Here is a 16,345-nt window from a genome sequence, read left to right as displayed (position 1 = left end):
GTACAGTTTGTTAAAATGATAGTAACAGAAGGAAAGCAGGGGGAAAACGATGGATCAAACAAATGAAACTAAAATATTAGTAGTAGATGATGAAGCCAGAATTCGACGCCTTTTAAGAATGTACCTTGAACGGGAAAACTATGTGATTGAAGAAGCGGAAAACGGTGATGAGGCCATTAAAATGGGGTTGGCATCAGATTATGATCTGGTGCTTTTGGATTTAATGATGCCGGGAACGGACGGAATAGAAGTATGCCGGCAGCTCAGAGAAAAAAAAGCGACGCCGATTATCATGCTGACGGCAAAAGGGGAAGAAGCCAACCGCGTCCAGGGGTTTGAAGCTGGCACGGACGATTATATCGTGAAGCCTTTCAGCCCGAGAGAAGTGGTGCTCCGGGTAAAGGCGCTCTTAAGAAGAGCTTCCCAAACATCCTATCTGACAGCCAATACGCCGACAAAAAATGTGCTCGTCTTTTCACATCTTTCCATCGATCACGATGCTCATAGAGTGACCGCGGACGGCACAGAGGTGAGCCTGACGCCGAAGGAATATGAACTGCTGTACTTTCTGGCAAAAACACCGGACAAAGTGTATGACAGAGAAAAACTTTTAAAAGAAGTGTGGCAGTATGAATTCTTCGGTGACCTGAGAACGGTTGACACTCATGTCAAACGGCTCCGTGAAAAATTAAACAAAGTATCCCCGGGAGCGGCGAAAAAAATTGTTACCGTCTGGGGAGTCGGATACAAATTCGAGGTAGGCGCTGAATGAAGTTTTGGAAAAGCGTAGTAGGAAAGCTTTGGTTTACCATTCTTTCACTCGTATTAATTGTTTTGTTTATTTTAACGGTGCTGCTTCTGGAGTTTATAGAAAATTACCACGTAGAAGAAGCGGAAAAAGATTTAACGCAGCTTGCCGATAAAATTGCGGTCATTATAGAAAATCATGAAGACCAGCCGCTTGCCAGATCCATCACGTGGGAGCTGGCGGACAATTTAACGAGCATCGCGATCATTCAGGATGATAAGCATGTCTGGTATTCGCCCAATGACGATAATCATTTATCCTCTATTACATTGGAACAGATCAAACACGACCGGGATCTGCACAAGGCGCTGACAGACCGCAAAAAAGTAAGCAAACGCGCGGTGCCCAACAATGCCGGTTCGGATAACGAACGGCTGATCGTCGGAGTGCCGTATGAAAAAGACGGCAAAAAAGGCATGGTCTTTTTATCTCAGTCGCTGCTTGCCGTCAAAGATACGACGAAACATACGACACGCTATATTTTTCTTGCGGCGGGCATCGCCATTGTCTTGACAACGTTTTTCGCCTTCTTCTTGTCCAGCAGGGTGACATACCCGCTTCGGAAAATGCGGGAAGGCGCCCAGGACTTGGCGAAAGGAAAGTTTGATACAAAGATTCCGATTCTTACTCAAGATGAAATCGGGGAGCTTGCCATCGCCTTTAATCAGATGGGCCGGCAGCTCAATTTTCATATCAACGCGCTGAATCAGGAAAAAGAACAGCTGTCCAATATTTTAAGCAGTATGGCAGACGGAGTTATCACCATCAATATCGACGGCACCATTTTGGTGACTAACCCGCCGGCTGAACGATTTCTGCAGGCATGGTATTATGAGCAGAATATGAATATTAAAGAAGGAGACAACCTTCCGCCTGAGGCAAAAGAGCTTTTCCAAAATGCCGTAAGCACAGAAAAAGAGCAAATGATTGAGATGACGCTTCAAGGAAGGTCATGGGTTTTATTAATGTCGCCTCTTTATGCGGAATCACACGTCCGCGGCGCCGTAGCCGTGCTCCGTGATATGACCGAAGAGCGCAGGCTTGATAAGCTGCGTGAAGATTTCATTGCCAATGTCAGTCATGAACTCAGAACCCCGATTTCTATGCTGCAGGGATACAGCGAAGCAATAGTGGACGACATTGCAAGCACCGAAGAGGAGAAAAAAGAAATCGCGCAGATCATTTATGATGAATCCCTTCGCATGGGCCGGCTCGTCAATGATTTGCTGGATTTGGCCAGAATGGAATCCGGACATACGGGCCTGCATTATGAGACGGTGAATCTGCATGAATTTCTGGAGAAGATCTCCCGGAAATTCTCCGGTGTAGCGAAAGAAAAAGAGGTTTCGCTTACAGAAGACATTGCCGTGTCTCAGCCGGAGTGTGTTTTTGACGAAGACAAAATGGAGCAGGTGTTTACCAACCTTATAGATAATGCGCTGCGTCACACAGAGTCAGGCGGAAACGTTCATATCGCGGTTCAGACCGTGAAAGACGGTTTGAAAATCGATATTAAAGATTCCGGCTCGGGAATACCTGAAGAGGACCTGCCTTTTATTTTTGAACGTTTTTATAAAGCGGACAAGGCGAGAACAAGGGGCAGGGCAGGAACCGGACTCGGACTTGCCATCGTGAAAAATATCGTGGAAGCCCACGGCGGCTCAATTGCGGTGCACAGCAGCATTGACAAAGGAACGACATTTACATTTTATATTCCGACAAAAGTGCAGGATGGCGTCTGAAATTGACGAACAATCTTGTTCCATACGAAACACCCGCAGAACATGCGGGTGTTTTTGTTTATTTCTTCTTTAAAAAATTTAAGAATATGTTAATATAAATTCCCTTCCAAATTCCAGTTTCTCGTAATATAGTTGTAATGTAACTTTTCAACGCATTTTTACGACAAAAAAGTGAACGGAGGGGCTTCCCATGGAAGAAACCTTTCAGATATTATATGATTCATACCATCAAGATTTATACCAATTTTTATTTTATATGGTGAAAGATAAGACACAGGCTGAGGATCTGGCGCAGGAAGTGTATATCCGCGTCTTAAATTCTTATCATACTTTTGAAGGAAGAAGCAGTGAAAAAACATGGCTGTTGTCCATCGCGCGCCATGTGGCGATTGACTGGTTCCGCAAGCAGCAGACGATCAGACAGCGTATTATGGGTACGTTTGATTGGGATACACAAGATGTCAGAGATCAGCATTTGCTTCCGGACGAACTCGCCGTACAGCATGAAAATGTCCGGGAAATTTATACCGCGCTTGATCATTGCACTATAGATCAAAGAGCTGTTATTATCCTGAGATTTATTCAGGGATATTCCATTCAGGAAACAGCCGCCGCTCTTGGCTTCTCGGAAAGCAAAGTCAAAACGACCCAACACAGAGGGCTCAAAATACTTCGGAAACAGATGGAGCTTTTGAGGGAGGAGCTAATGGATGATGAAGTCATATTGGAACGAAGAAAGGGTAGAGGAGTTGTTAAGACAACTTCCGGCGGTTAGAGATCATCGTTCACCAGAGGCCATTTACCGGAATGTTGAAACGGGTAGACAGTACAGGAAAAAACCGGCCCGAAGCTGGGTTGGCCCCGCCGCCGCCGGCATCTGCGCATTGTGCATCGCTCTTATTATATCTCCTCACCTGATGACAAAAAACGAATCTGCCGGTGATCTTACAGCTGACAGCGGTCAAGCCGAAAAAGCCAGTCAGTCAGCTGCTGTCAAGCCGGATCAGAAGACGTTTGTCGTTTCTAACGAAAACAAAAACAATTACATTACTTTGGCGTTTGCCGATTCAGATACATCCGCCGTCATTCCGGTCAGTTTTGAAAAAAAGAAGCCTGACGAATCGGTTTCAGAGGCATTCTCTGATGCAGAAAACTTAGAAGTGCCCGAATCTTTCCTTTCTGTTCCTCAGCTTTTGGACGGTGTGCAAGTAACCGCGGTTAAGAAAGATTTGCTTGTGCAGGTAAACGGACGGCTTTCAATCGAATCAGCTGCCGAAGCGGATTTATTGAAAAAGATGCTGGAAGAGACTTTGACCTGGAGTCCTTACGAGCGGATAAAATTGACAAAGATTCAAAACGGAGAAGGTCAGGATTTTTTTAAAGCTTCCGGCCTTTCGGCTGAGATGTCCGTACATAAGCAGGCCAACCGGGCGTATTTTTCTTACCGCGACAGTCTGGGACAAGAGTATCTCATCCCGTCTGAACAAACCTATTATTCAGTTTATCAGGCCATTGACGGGATGAAAACAACAGACGGGGACTCACAGACCGCGAGCGTCATAGAAGCAGATGCGATTGCATCGGTATCGGAAAGGGAATACGGCGAGCAGCTGCGGATCCAATTGTCCGAAAAACATAAAATTGAAGATTCGTTGGAAGGCATTTTAATGATTGAAGGGCTTCTGTTAACTGCGAAGGAATTCGGTTATTCTGAGGTGCTGTTCACACATGCACATACAAAGAAAATCGGCAATTATGATGTGACAAAACCGATCGCTGTGCCTGCCGCGCCTAATCCGCTTCCAAACCATTAAATGTAAAAAACCCAAAACATATGAATGTTTTGGGTTTTTTGTTTGTTACGGAAGGTCAATCAATTTAACTGAGACAATATCCTGAATGGAAGTCAGCTCATCGACGACTTTGTCATCTAAATGTTTATCAAAAGAAAGCATCATAATGGCTTCTCCGCCTTTTTCTTTACGGCCTACCTGCATGGTAGCGATATTGATATCGTTATCGCCGAGGATGCGTCCGACGCGTCCGATTACACCGGTCGTATCCTGATGCTGGATATAAACGAGGTGGCCGGCAGGATTTAAGTCAATATTAAAGCCGTTCAGTTCAACGATTCGTTCACCGAAGTGAGGGATATACGTAGCTGTTAACGTAAAGGTGCTCCGGTCTCCGGTCACTTTTACGCTGATGCAGTTATCATATCCTGTTTCATTGGAGGAAATCTTTTCGCTGAAGCTGATTCCGCGTTCTTTTGCTACACCGCCGGCGTTCACTTCATTGACAGTTGAGTCTACACGCGGTTTTAAGAAGCCGGACAGCAGGCTTTTTGTAATAAATGATGTTTCAAGTTTTGCGATGGTGCCTTCATATTGAATGGCAACATCCTTGACGGGTTCCTTCATACATTGTGACACGAGACTTCCGATTTTATCAGCAATTTGGTGATAAGGCTGAATTTTTTTGAATTCATCCTTCGTCATCGCAGGCAGATTGATCGCCGACATGACAGGCAGACCTTTAGCAAACTGCAGCACTTCTTCAGAAACCTGCGCCGCGACATTCAGCTGTGCTTCTTTCGTTGATGCGCCTAAGTGAGGTGTGGCGATCACTAACGGATGATCTGGGAGTTTTGACTCAACAGGAGGCTCCACTTCAAACACATCAAGCGCAGCGCCTGCGACATGCCCGCTTTCCAGCGCTTCCAAAAGCGCAGCTTCATCAATAATTCCGCCTCTTGCACAGTTGACCAGGCGGACGCCTTTTTTTGTTTTGGCAATGGTTTCTCTGTTAAGCAGACCTTTTGTTTCCTTTGTTAAAGGCGTGTGAACGGTAATGATATCCGCGCTTTCAAGCACTTCTTCGAATGTCCGGCTGTTCACGCCGATTTTGCCGGCTCTCTCCTCGGTTAAGAACGGATCGAATACATGGACAGTCATACCGAATGCTCTGGCGCGCTGGGCGATTTCGCTTCCGATCCGGCCCAGACCGATAATACCTAAAGTCTTTCCGTAAAGTTCCGCTCCGACAAAAGCCGTCCGGTTCCATTCCCTTGATTTGACTGAAATATTAGCTTGCGGAATGTGTCTCATTAATGAAGAAATCATCGCGAATGTATGCTCTGCCGTTGAAATGGTGTTTCCGTTCGGCGCATTTATCACGATAACTCCATGTTTTGTGGCCTCATCAATGTCGATGTTGTCTACGCCGACACCGGCTCTGCCGACGATTTTTAAAGAAGTCATCTTTTTAAACAATTCTTCGGTTACTTTTGTGGCACTGCGGACTAACAGGGCATCAAAGGTATGTAATTCATCTTCTGCATCCGCGACGTTTTTTTGAACAATTTCTATAAAGTCTGATTCCATCAGCGGCTTTAAGCCGTCATTGCTCATCTTATCTGAGACCAAAACTCGAAACATTGTTAGATTTCCTCCTAGTTTAGCTGACTAAATATCTGATAATTTATCATATTCTTAATTGAGTGTCAATGTGTATTGACGCAGTAAAGGAGAAAAGGAAGCCGATAATTCAGTTAAAATGGGCTTTATCAATATTTTATATAAAATTGAGCAGTTCTCTATACAATTACAATTTGATCATATATAATGTGAATAAATTCATAAGATCAATCTTCGGGGCAGGGTGAAATTCCCTACCGGCGGTGATGAGCGTCATGCTCTAAGCCCGCGAGCTGCTTCGGCGGCAGGATCCGGTGAGATTCCGGAGCCGACAGTATAGTCTGGATGGGAGAAGATGGAGGTTCAGCAGACGTTTTGATGCTTATATCTAACGTTTCTTTGCCAAGCCTTAGTAAGCTCCCGCTTTTTATTAAAAGCGGTTTTTTTATTGAGGTGCAAAAGAACCTTTCCTCTTTTCGAGAGATTTGATCGAAAAGGAGAGAGCATTGTGAAAGTAAAAAAATTAGTTGTCATCAGTATGCTTAGCAGCATTGCGTTTGTGCTTATGCTGTTAAATTTCCCGTTTCCGGGTCTGCCGGATTACTTGAAAATTGATTTCAGTGACGTTCCTGCAATTATTGCCATTTTGGTTTACGGGCCAGCGGCGGGGATTGCGGTTGAAGCGATTAAAAATATTCTGCAGTATATCATTCAAGGAAGCATGGCCGGCGTGCCTGTAGGGCAGGCAGCCAATTTTATCGCGGGGACGCTGTTTATTCTGCCGACGGCGTTTATGTTTAAAAAGCTCAAATCTGCTAAAGGACTTGCAGTGAGCCTGCTGGCCGGAACCGCAGCAATGACCGTGCTGATGAGTATTTTGAACTATATTCTCATCCTGCCCGCGTATACTTGGTTTTTACATTCACCGGCATTGTCAAACAGCCAACTAAAAACGGCGGTTGTGGCAGGAATTCTGCCGTTTAACATTGTAAAAGGCGTTATCATCACCATCGTCTTTACGTTCATCTTTACGAAGCTTAAACCTTGGATTGAACAAAAACGCAGCATCCAGACACAATAGCCGCTCCAAAGCGCCCGCTCTGTAAAACACAGGCGGGCGCTTTTTTAATTGTTTGATCACGCAAAAAAATAAGACTCCGGCCGATAACAGCCGGAGTCTTATTCAAGAACTAAAAGCTCCTCTCACGGGGAGGGCTTTTTTATTCGTATTTCAGCGGGTCGCCTTCGAACGGCTCATCCGCAACTTTGATTGAATCAGTAGGGCATCCTTCAAATGCGTCAATCATATCTTCTTCCAGCACTTCCGGAACTTCGACGACACCTTTATTTTCGTCAAGTGTAACGAATGCAATGCCTTCATCATCATAATCATAAATGTCTGGTGCCGCAGCTCCGCAGGCGCCGCATGCAATACACGTATCTTTATCTACGATTGTGTACTTTGCCATGAAAAAAAACCTCCCAGATTGTTCGTGTTGGAACAAATGGTTTACCTTATATATTTTTTAAATATAACACCTATTCCTCTTACTTATTGTAATGATGTTAGTGTCAAATTTCAACAGAAAAATGATTGAGAATGCTTATCACATAAGGGATTCTCTTTAGCACTTCCCCCCAAAAGATGACTTTAAACGTCAAATTTATATGAAAATCTGTTAAAATAAAAAGAACCAAAAAACGAAACTTGTCACAGAAGAAATGTAGGTGTGTTTAGATTGGCGATAAACTACTTTGATACCGTGGTTCTCGACTGTCTGGACAAAATAGACGGCGAACGGACTCCGAGTGCTGTGTTTCATTTATTAAAAGGAAAAAAGTCGTCTCAAACCATTCAGGATGCCGGCTTGTTTCAGATTGCTAAATATTTCGGCATGGCTTCTCAGTGTGAACGCGGCGACATTGCGGATTCTATGCATAAACTCGCCGGGGACTCATACATTACAGCCGGAAAAGAAGAGGGAACGTGTAAAGTGACTGCACGCGGCGTTCAAAAGCTCGAACGGGCATTTGCCGAGCGGCCTTGGCCGAAGCATTGTCACGGCGCGAATTATCAAACGCCGGCCGTTACCTTGTGGAAGCGGCTTTCCCTGCTCATTCAAGTTCTGTCAAACAAAGAGCGCCAATGCAGTCAATATATCCCGGTTACAAACGATGTGCAGGCGCTGAGATGGGTCAAACGGTTCATGCGCAAAAACAGAGACGCCAAAGAGCTCTCCGTTCAAATGCATGACGCGCTGTTTCAGCTTCTGCAAGGCGTAAGTGAACGGCAGGCCCTTATTTTTGTCTATTCTTTAACATCTTTCGACAGAATCGGCAAAACGAATAAGCAGCTCGCTTCTCAGCTGAACGAAGACGAATGGTATGTGTCCGTCCAGTTTTGGGGAGCGGTACATTATGTTATTCAATCCCTTCCGCAATGTGCACAACCGGCTCTAGGCGAGTTGTTGTCCGATTTGCGGGCGGAAAGCGCGCTGACACAGTCTGCCAGAAAAACCTTGGAGCTTTTGGAAAAAGGGTTTCCGATTGAAAGAATCGCCGCGGTCAGAAATTTAAAAACCGCCACCATCGAAGATCATATTGTAGAAATATCACTGCATCAGCCTGCATTTTTTATAGAACAGTACATTTCTGAAGAGGACCAGCGTATGATAACGGCATTTGCAAAACAGCATCAAACGAATAAAATTAAACGGATTCGCGAAGGAATGCAGATGCGCTTCAGCTATTTTCAGATCAGGCTGGCGCTGGCAAAGACGGTGAAACAGCATGACTGAGCTCCATAAAGCTTTGTACCGGCACTTTGGTTTGCGTTCGTTTAAAAAAGGGCAGGAAGAGATTATGACTAGCGTGCTCCAAAAAAAGGATACGATCGCCATGCTTCCGACCGGCGGCGGAAAATCATTATGCTATCAGCTTCCGGGTTACATAATGGACGGGCTCGTGCTGATTATTTCGCCGCTCCTTTCATTAATGGAAGATCAGGTGCAGCAGCTGAAAGCGAAAGGAGAAAAACGGGTTGCGGCATTAAACAGCATGCTGAATGCTGCTGAGCGGCATTTTATTCTCAGCAACATCAGCAGGTACAAATTTCTTTATATGTCCCCTGAAGCCCTCTCGTCACCTTATGTGCTGAACCGTTTGAAAAACGTCCCGGTCAGTTTGTTTGTCATTGATGAGGCTCATTGCATATCAGAATGGGGGCATGATTTCAGGCCTGATTATTCAAAGCTCGGGCCCTTCAGGCAAGCACTCGGCAAGCCGCCTGTATTGGCGCTGACCGCAACAGCGACAAAAGAAACGCTCAGTGATGTGACGGACGTGCTCGGACTTGAGCATGCAGTGCGCCATCTATATTCTGTCAACCGGCCGAATATTCTTTTGACGGTTGAACACTTGGCTGATAATGCCGAAAAAATAAGCAGGATCACGGATCTCGTCAAAAAGCTTGAAGGCCCGGGCATCGTGTATTGTCCGACCAGAAAGTGGGCGGAAGAGCTTGCGGCTGAGCTGAACGAAAAAACGGGAAAGCGGACGGATTATTATCATGGAGGGATGGACACAGGCGACAGAATTTTAATCCAGCAGCAATTTATCCATAACCAGCTTGATTGCATTTGCTGCACCAATGCGTTCGGCATGGGTGTGGACAAGTCTGATATCCGCTTTGTCATTCACTTTTATCCTCCCCAAACGGCTGAGGCCTTTATGCAGGAAATCGGCAGAGCGGGACGCGACGGCAGCCCGAGTGTCAGTATTTTGCTGAGAGCGCCTGGCGATACAGAGCTTCAGCAGCAGATTATTCAGACAGAAAGCTTGTCTGATTATGATCTGGAAGGCATTCTGGCCATCATCCGGGACGCCGGTACGAGCGATGAGCGAAAGCTTCGGGACGTTCTTATAAGTAAGGGCGTTCAGGAAACGCAGGCGCGAACGGCCATCCACCTGTATCTGCAGGGAAAGACCACAAAAGAGCAGCTGCAGGAAGAACTGACATACCGCGTGGAAAAGAAGCTGCATAAAATGAACCGCTTTTCGGCGTTATTGGAGCGGAAAGAATGTATAAGAAAAGCGCTGTTGGCATACTTTGATGAATCGTATGAGCCTGAAGATCAAACAGGACAATGCTGCAGCAGCTGCGGAGTTGATCTGGCCCCGTACGAGCAAAAAGGAGAACGAAAAAACATGGAGCGGTTTGAAGATTGGAAGATGGAATTAGGCCGGATTTTCGGTTTAGAGTCTGCGGGTGAGTTGAGCTGAGACGGCAAAGCGAATTGATCCATCAGCTCTCAGACCGGGAGATTGTCATACAGCTTTATGTTACCCAATTGCTCATATTGGCGGCTTCAGCGGTTATTGGCTTTTTCTTTTTCACCGATGTTCACGATTTTTTAAAGCTTTGGCATATACGTGACGATAAAATCATATGGTACGGTGTAACTCTCGCCGTCCTTGTCATTTTTGCCGATCTGGCGGTGATGAAATGGTGTCCTTCACATTTATATGATGACGGCGGTATTAATACACTGCTTTTTAAGAACAGGCCGGTTTTGCACATTTTGTTTTTGACGCTTCTCATTTCGTTCAGCGAAGAGATTTTATTCAGAGGCGTCCTGCAGACACATATCGGTTTATGGGCCGCCAGCTTGATTTTCACCGTGCTTCATTTCAGATACTTGGCGAAGTGGCTTCTGTTTATTATGGTTGCGGGCATCAGTCTTTTGCTGGGACTTATTTATGAATGGACCGGCAATTTATTCGTTCCGGTTACAGCGCATTTTATTATTGATGCGGTATTTGCCTGTCAAATCCGTTTTCAATATGTGAGGAGGGGTTTGCATGACGGAAATGTCAAGAGTTGAAAGAAGAAAAGCTCAGCTGCGTGCCGAGCAGCAGGTTGCCGCGGCCGCGGATGAACAAATTGAATATCTTGAAGACAGCCTCCCGACAAGACAATCTGTAAAAGAGGAGCGTAAAAAAAAGGAAGAGCAGGTGAAGGAAAAAACCAAAACAAAAACACCGCTGTTCACCTTCCTGACCGTCCTGTTTATTATTGTGACAATCGGTGTCTTTTTCGGTCTTCTGTATATGACGAACAGCAGCAGATTTGACCCGAAGGATTATGAAGATGTCTTCATAGATCACAGTGAAAGCGCGCCTGCCGTTACTCCGAAAGCGGACGTTCAGAAAGAAACATCCGAAACTGCTCTTTTAAAAGAGCCGGAAAAAAAGTCTGAGGCCAAAGAAAAAAAAGAAACGGCCGCATCTGAAAAAACGAAAGAAAAACCGATTGAAAAAACACCGAAAAAAACGGAAACGGCTTCAGAAAAACAGGTGGTGAAGCCGACAGAAACCGAATATGCGGAGGCCAAACAGCAGTCTCCGCCGGCTGTCCGTGAAAAAGCGGTTCCGGCTGCCGGCAGTGATCAAGCCGGAACCGTCCGGCAAAAAGTGCGAACCGTCCAGCATACTGTACAGCCGAAAGAAACGCTTTACCGCATTTCAATGAAATATTATAAAAGCCGGGCGGGCGAAGAAAAAATCCGCAGCTACAACGGGTTAAACGGAAACGACGTGTATACCGGCCAGGTTCTGAACATTCCGCTGTCCGAATAAATACATATTTTCACCGCGGCTTTCATATAGTGTACCAATGAAAACGGACAAGGTGTGAAGCGCATGGATTCTTTATGGAAGCAATTAGACCGATTTGCTGACGGACCGACGAAACAAATGCTTCAGGCACTGGTGAAAAGGAAATTAAAATACGAAAATTATGCCGCGCAATGCCGAAGATGGCAGTGGGCGTCCCTCGTTTGCTTTTCCCTGATGTGCGTACTGCTGATTTTTAAAAGCTTTAATGCCCCTCAAGCTTCTCCGCAGCTGATTCTGCAGGAAATATTAGGCCATACGGTTTATTTGTGCTGGATTATGGCTTCCGCTTTTGCGTATTGCACTTCTTATTATTTTAAAAAAAAGGAAGAAAAAGCTGAGGGTGAATTTCATAAACTGAGATGTGAAATTATCCAAAAAAGCACGGATTTATGGCCTCAGCCGGAAAAATGGCGGGCGAGAGAATCCGTTTTTCACTTAATGAAACATCGGTATGATATCAATCTTTATTTTGAAAGCAAATAAAAAGAGGCGTTTTCCGGAAAGGATAGAAACGTCTTTTTTTGTTTGTCCGTCTAATGTAAGACAATGACAGAATGGAGAGTGCATTTATGAAGCTTACAGCGGGAATTCTCGGCTCATTGGCGGGAGCGGCTGCAGTTATGGCGGCCGTCATGTACAAAACGGCAAACGGCAGCCATCTGAAAACACATACATTTACGCTTGATAAAATGAAAGGGATGAAGCCGCTCACCATCTTCTTTATATCTGACGTGCACCGCCGTTTAATTGATGAAAAGCTTCTCTGGGAAGCATCGGTTTATAAGCCGGATGCCGTTTTGCTCGGCGGTGATTTGGCGGAGGGCGGAGTTCCTTACGCCAGAATTGAAGAAAACATCAAGCGTCTGACGGCTCTTGCGCCTGTCATTTATGTGTGGGGAAATAATGATTACGAGGTCAGCCAGCAAAAATTGCTCTCTCTTTTAAGGGCATATAAAGTGATTCCGCTGAGAAATGAATCGGTTCAGTTTGCTTATAAAGGGGAAACCGTTACGATCTGCGGCGTGGATGATATCCGGATGATGATGGATGATTACGAATCTGCGGTCAGACATACGGATGCAAACGAAGTAAATCTCCTGCTTTGCCATAACCCGGAAATCCATGAGCAGATGAATGAGTCTGACGGAATTGATGCTGTGTTCAGCGGCCATACGCACGGCGGCCAAATCCGTTTCGGCCGGTTCGGGCCGTATGAATTGGGAGGGACGGGAACGGTAAAGAAAGCGCATTACCTGATCAGCAACGGCTACGGCACGACAAAAGTTCCGCTGAGGCTCGGAGCGAAACCGGAGACGCATATGATTACACTGTGCGGACCTGATGAGCCGTTTTCCTGAAACAAACCCGGCCGTTCCGATAAAAAACGGCATTCTGCTTGTCTTCCCGCTGTACACGGTGTAAACTGATAACAAATTAAGAACCTATGACTCATTTATTCATATACTGTGTTATATGATTTGTGTGCAAGAAGAGGCAGGAGGGAACATTATGCGGCTTGAGCGTCTGAACTACAATAAGATTAAAATCTTTTTAACCCTCGACGATCTCACTGATCGGGGATTGACAAAAGAAGACCTCTGGAAGGACTCGTTTAAAGTCCACCAGTTATTTAAAGATATGATGAATGAAGCAAATACAGAGCTCGGCTTTGAAGCGAATGGTCCGATCGCGGTGGAAGTATATTCTCTTCAGGCACAAGGCATGGTTGTGATTGTAACGAAAAATCATGACGCGGACGCAGAAGATGACGAATATGACGATGATTATATCGAGATGCAGGTCAAACTTGACGAAAGCCCGGATATTATTTATCAGTTCCATTCGTTTGAAGATATCATTCAGCTTGCCGGGAGCCTTCATCGCATCGGGATTACCGGCGGAACCGTCTACCACTATGAGAACCAATACTATGTAAGTCTTGAAGACCTCGGCTCCCGTTCTGCCGAAGGCGTTATCGCGGTGCTGGCCGAATACGGGCATCCGGCGACGATCACGATTTACAGGCTCCATGAATACGGAAAACTCATCATGGACGGCAATGCTGTAGAGACCATCCAGAAACATTTTTCATAAAAAAGATGAAACGGCTGCTGTTTTCAGCAGCCGTTTTTTTTTGAGCGAAATTATGGAAAAAATCATTGTCTTTCTCCTATGCACGGAGATATTGAAGGTGTATACTAGTCACTGAAAGGGAGCATGAGAGAAACAGAAGATTTTAGGAGGTTAACTCAAATGGCAGCCGATCGATTCACCGGTCATAATGAAGAAGACAAACATGATGTATTAAAATCAACCCAAACCGTAATACATAAAGCTCTGGAAAAATTGGGGTATCCAGAAGAAGTGTATGAACTGCTGAAAGAGCCGCTCAGATTATTAACGGTTAAAATTCCGGTTCGGATGGATGACGGGTCTGTGAAGATATTTACAGGCTATCGTGCGCAGCACAATGATTCCGTAGGTCCGACAAAAGGCGGTATTCGTTTTCACCCGAATGTAACTGAAAAAGAGGTGAAAGCACTTTCCATCTGGATGAGTTTAAAATGCGGAATTATTGATCTTCCTTATGGCGGTGGTAAAGGCGGAATTGTTTGTGATCCGAGAAATATGTCATTCAGAGAGCTTGAAAGACTGAGCAGAGGATACGTCAGAGCAATCAGTCAGATTGTCGGACCGACTAAAGACGTCCCGGCACCTGACGTATTTACAAACTCGCAGATTATGGCTTGGATGATGGATGAATATTCAAGAATTGATGAATTTAACTCACCCGGCTTTATTACGGGAAAACCGCTTGTACTCGGCGGATCCCACGGCAGGGAATCAGCTACGGCAAAAGGCGTCACGATCTGCATTAAAGAAGCGGCCAAGAAAAAAGGCCTCGATATTCAGAACGCGCGCGTCGTCGTACAAGGTTTCGGAAACGCGGGCAGCTATCTGGCGAAATTTATGCATGACGCCGGCGCGAAAGTTGTCGGAATTTCTGACGCGTACGGAGGTCTTTACGATCCGGACGGTCTTGATATTGATTATTTGCTTGACCGCAGAGACAGTTTCGGAACAGTGACGAAGCTCTTCAATGATACCATTACGAATCAGGAGCTGCTTGAGCTTGACTGTGATATACTGGTCCCGGCAGCGATCGAAAACCAAATTACAGAAGAAAATGCTGACCGCATCAAAGCGAAAATCGTAGTAGAAGCGGCAAACGGACCGACGACACTGGAAGGAACGAAAATCCTGACAGACAAAGGAACGCTGCTGGTTCCCGATGTTCTGGCGAGTGCCGGCGGTGTAACGGTTTCTTATTTCGAATGGGTTCAAAATAACCAGGGCTTCTACTGGAGTGAAGAAGAAGTCGAAGAAAAACTGGAAAATATGATGGTAAAATCGTTTAATAATATTTATGAAATGTCCCAAAACCGCCGGATTGACATGAGGCTTGCGGCTTACATGGTCGGCGTGCGGAAAATGGCGGAGGCTTCGCGTTTCAGAGGCTGGATATAAACCAATCGTTTGCATAAACAAAAAAAATCTCCTATGATAATATAGGAGATTTTTTATATGAGTGGAAACTTATGATGGAAATGCCAAATCGCAGGAGTTGAAGGACATGACAGAAGAAAAAGCAATTATAATAGGCGGAGGTCCTTGCGGATTATCGGCGGCTATACATCTGAAGCAAATTGGCGTAAACGCCCTTGTGATCGAAAAAGGAAATGTCGTAAACAGCATTTATCACTATCCGACACATCAAACTTTTTTCAGTTCAAGTGAAAAACTGGAGATCGGCGATGTCGCCTTTATAACGGAAAACAGAAAACCGGTCCGAATACAGGCTCTCTCGTACTACAGAGAGGTTGTCAGAAGAAAAGAGCTTCGTGTAAACGCCTTTGAAACGGTGGAGCGCGTCACGAAACAGGAAGACGGCCGTTTTCTTGTTGAAACGTCAAAAGACCGCTATCTCACTCCGTTTTGTATTATCGCGACAGGATATTATGATCATCCGAATTATATGAACATACCGGGTGAAGAGCTTCCTAAGGTATTTCATTACTTTAAAGAAGGCCATCCTTATTTTGATAAAGATGTCGCGGTGATCGGCGGGAAAAACTCAAGTGTAGATGCGGCTTTGGAATTGGTGAAGTCCGGCGCGCGCGTTACGGTGCTTTACAGAGGAAATGAGTACTCCCCGAGCATCAAGCCGTGGATTCTGCCTGAGTTTGAGGCCCTCGTCAGAAACGGAACAATCCGGATGGAATTCGGCGCTTGTCTTGAAGAAGTGACGGAAGATGAGATCATTTTCCGCTCCGGCAGGAATGAGACGGTCAGGCTGAAAAACGATTTCGTATTTGCCATGACAGGATATCATCCCGATCACGGATTTCTTGAAAAAATCGGTGTGCAGATTGATGCAGAATCAGGCCGGCCGTTTTTCCGGGAAGAAACGATGGAAACAAATGTTGATGGTGTTTTTATTGCCGGGGTTATTGCAGCGGGAAATAACGCCAATGAAATTTTTATCGAGAACGGCCGTTTTCACGGCGGCTTGATCGCAAACGAAATTTCAAAACGGCTGGGTGCAGAGAGCATATGATCATTCATATGCTCTTTTTTAGAAATTGGAAGATGTAAAAATATGAACAACATGGTACGATAGATATAGGAATATAAAGGAAAGA

General features: G+C 45.3%; 16 protein-coding genes and 1 riboswitch. Of the genes, 14 read left to right on the top strand and 2 right to left on the bottom strand.

Annotated features, from left to right (window positions below):
* The first annotated feature begins 49 nt into the window (after positions 1-49).
* The 4 genes from resD to AC1DN5_RS11790 all read left to right on the top strand — a co-directional run bounded on the left by resD (position 50) and on the right by AC1DN5_RS11790 (position 4,364).
* The gene (resD, locus tag AC1DN5_RS11805) at positions 50-772 is read left to right on the top strand and encodes a DNA-binding response regulator ResD (protein ID WP_003153397.1); all 723 of its coding nucleotides are present in this window, start codon (positions 50-52) and stop codon (positions 770-772) included.
* A complete protein-coding gene (locus tag AC1DN5_RS11800) occupies positions 769-2,550 on the top strand; it encodes an ATP-binding protein (RefSeq protein WP_016939132.1) in 1,782 nt (593 codons plus the stop codon). The genes resD and AC1DN5_RS11800 overlap by 4 nt, the downstream gene beginning before the upstream one ends.
* 190 nt (positions 2,551-2,740) lie before the next feature.
* Complete coding sequence (gene sigX, locus AC1DN5_RS11795) at positions 2,741-3,325, top strand: RNA polymerase sigma factor SigX (RefSeq protein WP_016939131.1); 585 nt, start codon at positions 2,741-2,743, stop codon at positions 3,323-3,325.
* Complete coding sequence (locus AC1DN5_RS11790; protein ID WP_462804743.1) at positions 3,261-4,364, top strand: sugar dehydratase; 1,104 nt, start codon at positions 3,261-3,263, stop codon at positions 4,362-4,364. Before sigX ends, AC1DN5_RS11790 begins: the two co-directional genes overlap by 65 nt.
* Before the next feature lie 45 nt (positions 4,365-4,409).
* On the opposite strand, the gene serA is transcribed toward AC1DN5_RS11790, so the two are convergent.
* Complete coding sequence (gene serA, locus AC1DN5_RS11785) at positions 4,410-5,987, bottom strand: phosphoglycerate dehydrogenase (RefSeq protein ID WP_016939129.1); 1,578 nt, start codon at positions 5,985-5,987, stop codon at positions 4,410-4,412.
* A 205-nt stretch (positions 5,988-6,192) separates the two neighbouring features.
* Positions 6,193-6,327, top strand: a riboswitch (FMN riboswitch).
* A 147-nt stretch (positions 6,328-6,474) separates the two neighbouring features.
* Here serA and AC1DN5_RS11780 point away from each other — a divergent pair.
* Positions 6,475-7,047: an ECF transporter S component gene (locus AC1DN5_RS11780; RefSeq protein WP_015240114.1), complete on the top strand. Its 573-nt coding sequence runs from the start codon at positions 6,475-6,477 to the stop codon at positions 7,045-7,047.
* 139 nt (positions 7,048-7,186) lie between these two features.
* Here the strand turns inward: AC1DN5_RS11780 and AC1DN5_RS11775 are convergent, their stop codons facing one another.
* Positions 7,187-7,435: a ferredoxin gene (locus tag AC1DN5_RS11775; RefSeq protein ID WP_003153403.1), complete on the bottom strand. Its 249-nt coding sequence runs from the start codon at positions 7,433-7,435 to the stop codon at positions 7,187-7,189.
* A 270-nt stretch (positions 7,436-7,705) separates the two neighbouring features.
* Between AC1DN5_RS11775 and AC1DN5_RS11770 the strand changes: the two genes are divergently transcribed.
* The 9 genes from AC1DN5_RS11770 (at position 7,706) to AC1DN5_RS11730 (ending at position 16,260) form a co-directional block, all read left to right on the top strand.
* Entirely contained in the window at positions 7,706-8,764 is a 1,059-nt protein-coding gene (locus tag AC1DN5_RS11770; protein WP_366969212.1) for a YpbB family protein, read from the top strand.
* Entirely contained in the window at positions 8,757-10,247 is a 1,491-nt protein-coding gene (locus AC1DN5_RS11765) for a RecQ family ATP-dependent DNA helicase (RefSeq protein WP_327815355.1), read from the top strand. Before AC1DN5_RS11770 ends, AC1DN5_RS11765 begins: the two co-directional genes overlap by 8 nt.
* A gap of 14 nt (positions 10,248-10,261) precedes the next feature.
* Positions 10,262-10,849 carry a CPBP family intramembrane glutamic endopeptidase gene (locus tag AC1DN5_RS11760; protein ID WP_047475711.1) on the top strand — a complete coding sequence of 196 codons (588 nt, stop codon included), beginning with the start codon at positions 10,262-10,264 and terminating at the stop codon, positions 10,847-10,849.
* Positions 10,827-11,603: a LysM peptidoglycan-binding domain-containing protein gene (locus AC1DN5_RS11755; RefSeq protein WP_016939125.1), complete on the top strand. Its 777-nt coding sequence runs from the start codon at positions 10,827-10,829 to the stop codon at positions 11,601-11,603. Before AC1DN5_RS11760 ends, AC1DN5_RS11755 begins: the two co-directional genes overlap by 23 nt.
* A 63-nt stretch (positions 11,604-11,666) precedes the next feature.
* A complete protein-coding gene (locus tag AC1DN5_RS11750; RefSeq protein WP_016939124.1) occupies positions 11,667-12,125 on the top strand; it encodes a YpbF family protein in 459 nt (152 codons plus the stop codon).
* A gap of 86 nt (positions 12,126-12,211) precedes the next feature.
* Entirely contained in the window at positions 12,212-13,000 is a 789-nt protein-coding gene (locus AC1DN5_RS11745) for a metallophosphoesterase (RefSeq protein ID WP_049628706.1), read from the top strand.
* 151 nt (positions 13,001-13,151) lie between these two features.
* A complete protein-coding gene (locus AC1DN5_RS11740) occupies positions 13,152-13,736 on the top strand; it encodes a genetic competence negative regulator (protein WP_003153412.1) in 585 nt (194 codons plus the stop codon).
* A 159-nt stretch (positions 13,737-13,895) separates the two neighbouring features.
* The gene (gudB, locus tag AC1DN5_RS11735) at positions 13,896-15,170 is read left to right on the top strand and encodes an NAD-specific glutamate dehydrogenase (protein WP_016939121.1); all 1,275 of its coding nucleotides are present in this window, start codon (positions 13,896-13,898) and stop codon (positions 15,168-15,170) included.
* A 106-nt stretch (positions 15,171-15,276) separates the two neighbouring features.
* Positions 15,277-16,260 carry a YpdA family putative bacillithiol disulfide reductase gene (locus AC1DN5_RS11730; protein WP_016939120.1) on the top strand — a complete coding sequence of 328 codons (984 nt, stop codon included), beginning with the start codon at positions 15,277-15,279 and terminating at the stop codon, positions 16,258-16,260.
* Positions 16,261-16,345 lie beyond the last annotated feature (85 nt).

Source organism: Bacillus sp. 01N42_2, assembly GCF_056399565.1.
The sequence above is the reverse complement of the archived record's forward strand: the minus strand, read 5'-3'. Positions and strand labels throughout refer to the sequence as shown.

What these genes read in the sequence shown, in the direction of transcription:
- resD (WP_003153397.1), top strand. Translation starts at nt 50, where the DNA reads ATGGATCAAACAAATGAAACTAAAATATTAGTAGTAGATGATGAAGCC.
- AC1DN5_RS11800 (WP_016939132.1), top strand. Translation starts at nt 769, where the DNA reads ATGAAGTTTTGGAAAAGCGTAGTAGGAAAGCTTTGGTTTACCATTCTT.
- sigX (WP_016939131.1), top strand. Translation starts at nt 2,741, where the DNA reads ATGGAAGAAACCTTTCAGATATTATATGATTCATACCATCAAGATTTA.
- AC1DN5_RS11790 (WP_462804743.1), top strand. Translation starts at nt 3,261, where the DNA reads ATGATGAAGTCATATTGGAACGAAGAAAGGGTAGAGGAGTTGTTAAGA.
- serA (WP_016939129.1), bottom strand. Translation starts at nt 5,987, where the DNA reads ATGTTTCGAGTTTTGGTCTCAGATAAGATGAGCAATGACGGCTTAAAG.
- AC1DN5_RS11775 (WP_003153403.1), bottom strand. Translation starts at nt 7,435, where the DNA reads ATGGCAAAGTACACAATCGTAGATAAAGATACGTGTATTGCATGCGGC.
- AC1DN5_RS11765 (WP_327815355.1), top strand. Translation starts at nt 8,757, where the DNA reads ATGACTGAGCTCCATAAAGCTTTGTACCGGCACTTTGGTTTGCGTTCG.
- AC1DN5_RS11755 (WP_016939125.1), top strand. Translation starts at nt 10,827, where the DNA reads ATGACGGAAATGTCAAGAGTTGAAAGAAGAAAAGCTCAGCTGCGTGCC.
- AC1DN5_RS11750 (WP_016939124.1), top strand. Translation starts at nt 11,667, where the DNA reads ATGGATTCTTTATGGAAGCAATTAGACCGATTTGCTGACGGACCGACG.
- AC1DN5_RS11745 (WP_049628706.1), top strand. Translation starts at nt 12,212, where the DNA reads ATGAAGCTTACAGCGGGAATTCTCGGCTCATTGGCGGGAGCGGCTGCA.
- AC1DN5_RS11740 (WP_003153412.1), top strand. Translation starts at nt 13,152, where the DNA reads ATGCGGCTTGAGCGTCTGAACTACAATAAGATTAAAATCTTTTTAACC.
- gudB (WP_016939121.1), top strand. Translation starts at nt 13,896, where the DNA reads ATGGCAGCCGATCGATTCACCGGTCATAATGAAGAAGACAAACATGAT.
- AC1DN5_RS11730 (WP_016939120.1), top strand. Translation starts at nt 15,277, where the DNA reads ATGACAGAAGAAAAAGCAATTATAATAGGCGGAGGTCCTTGCGGATTA.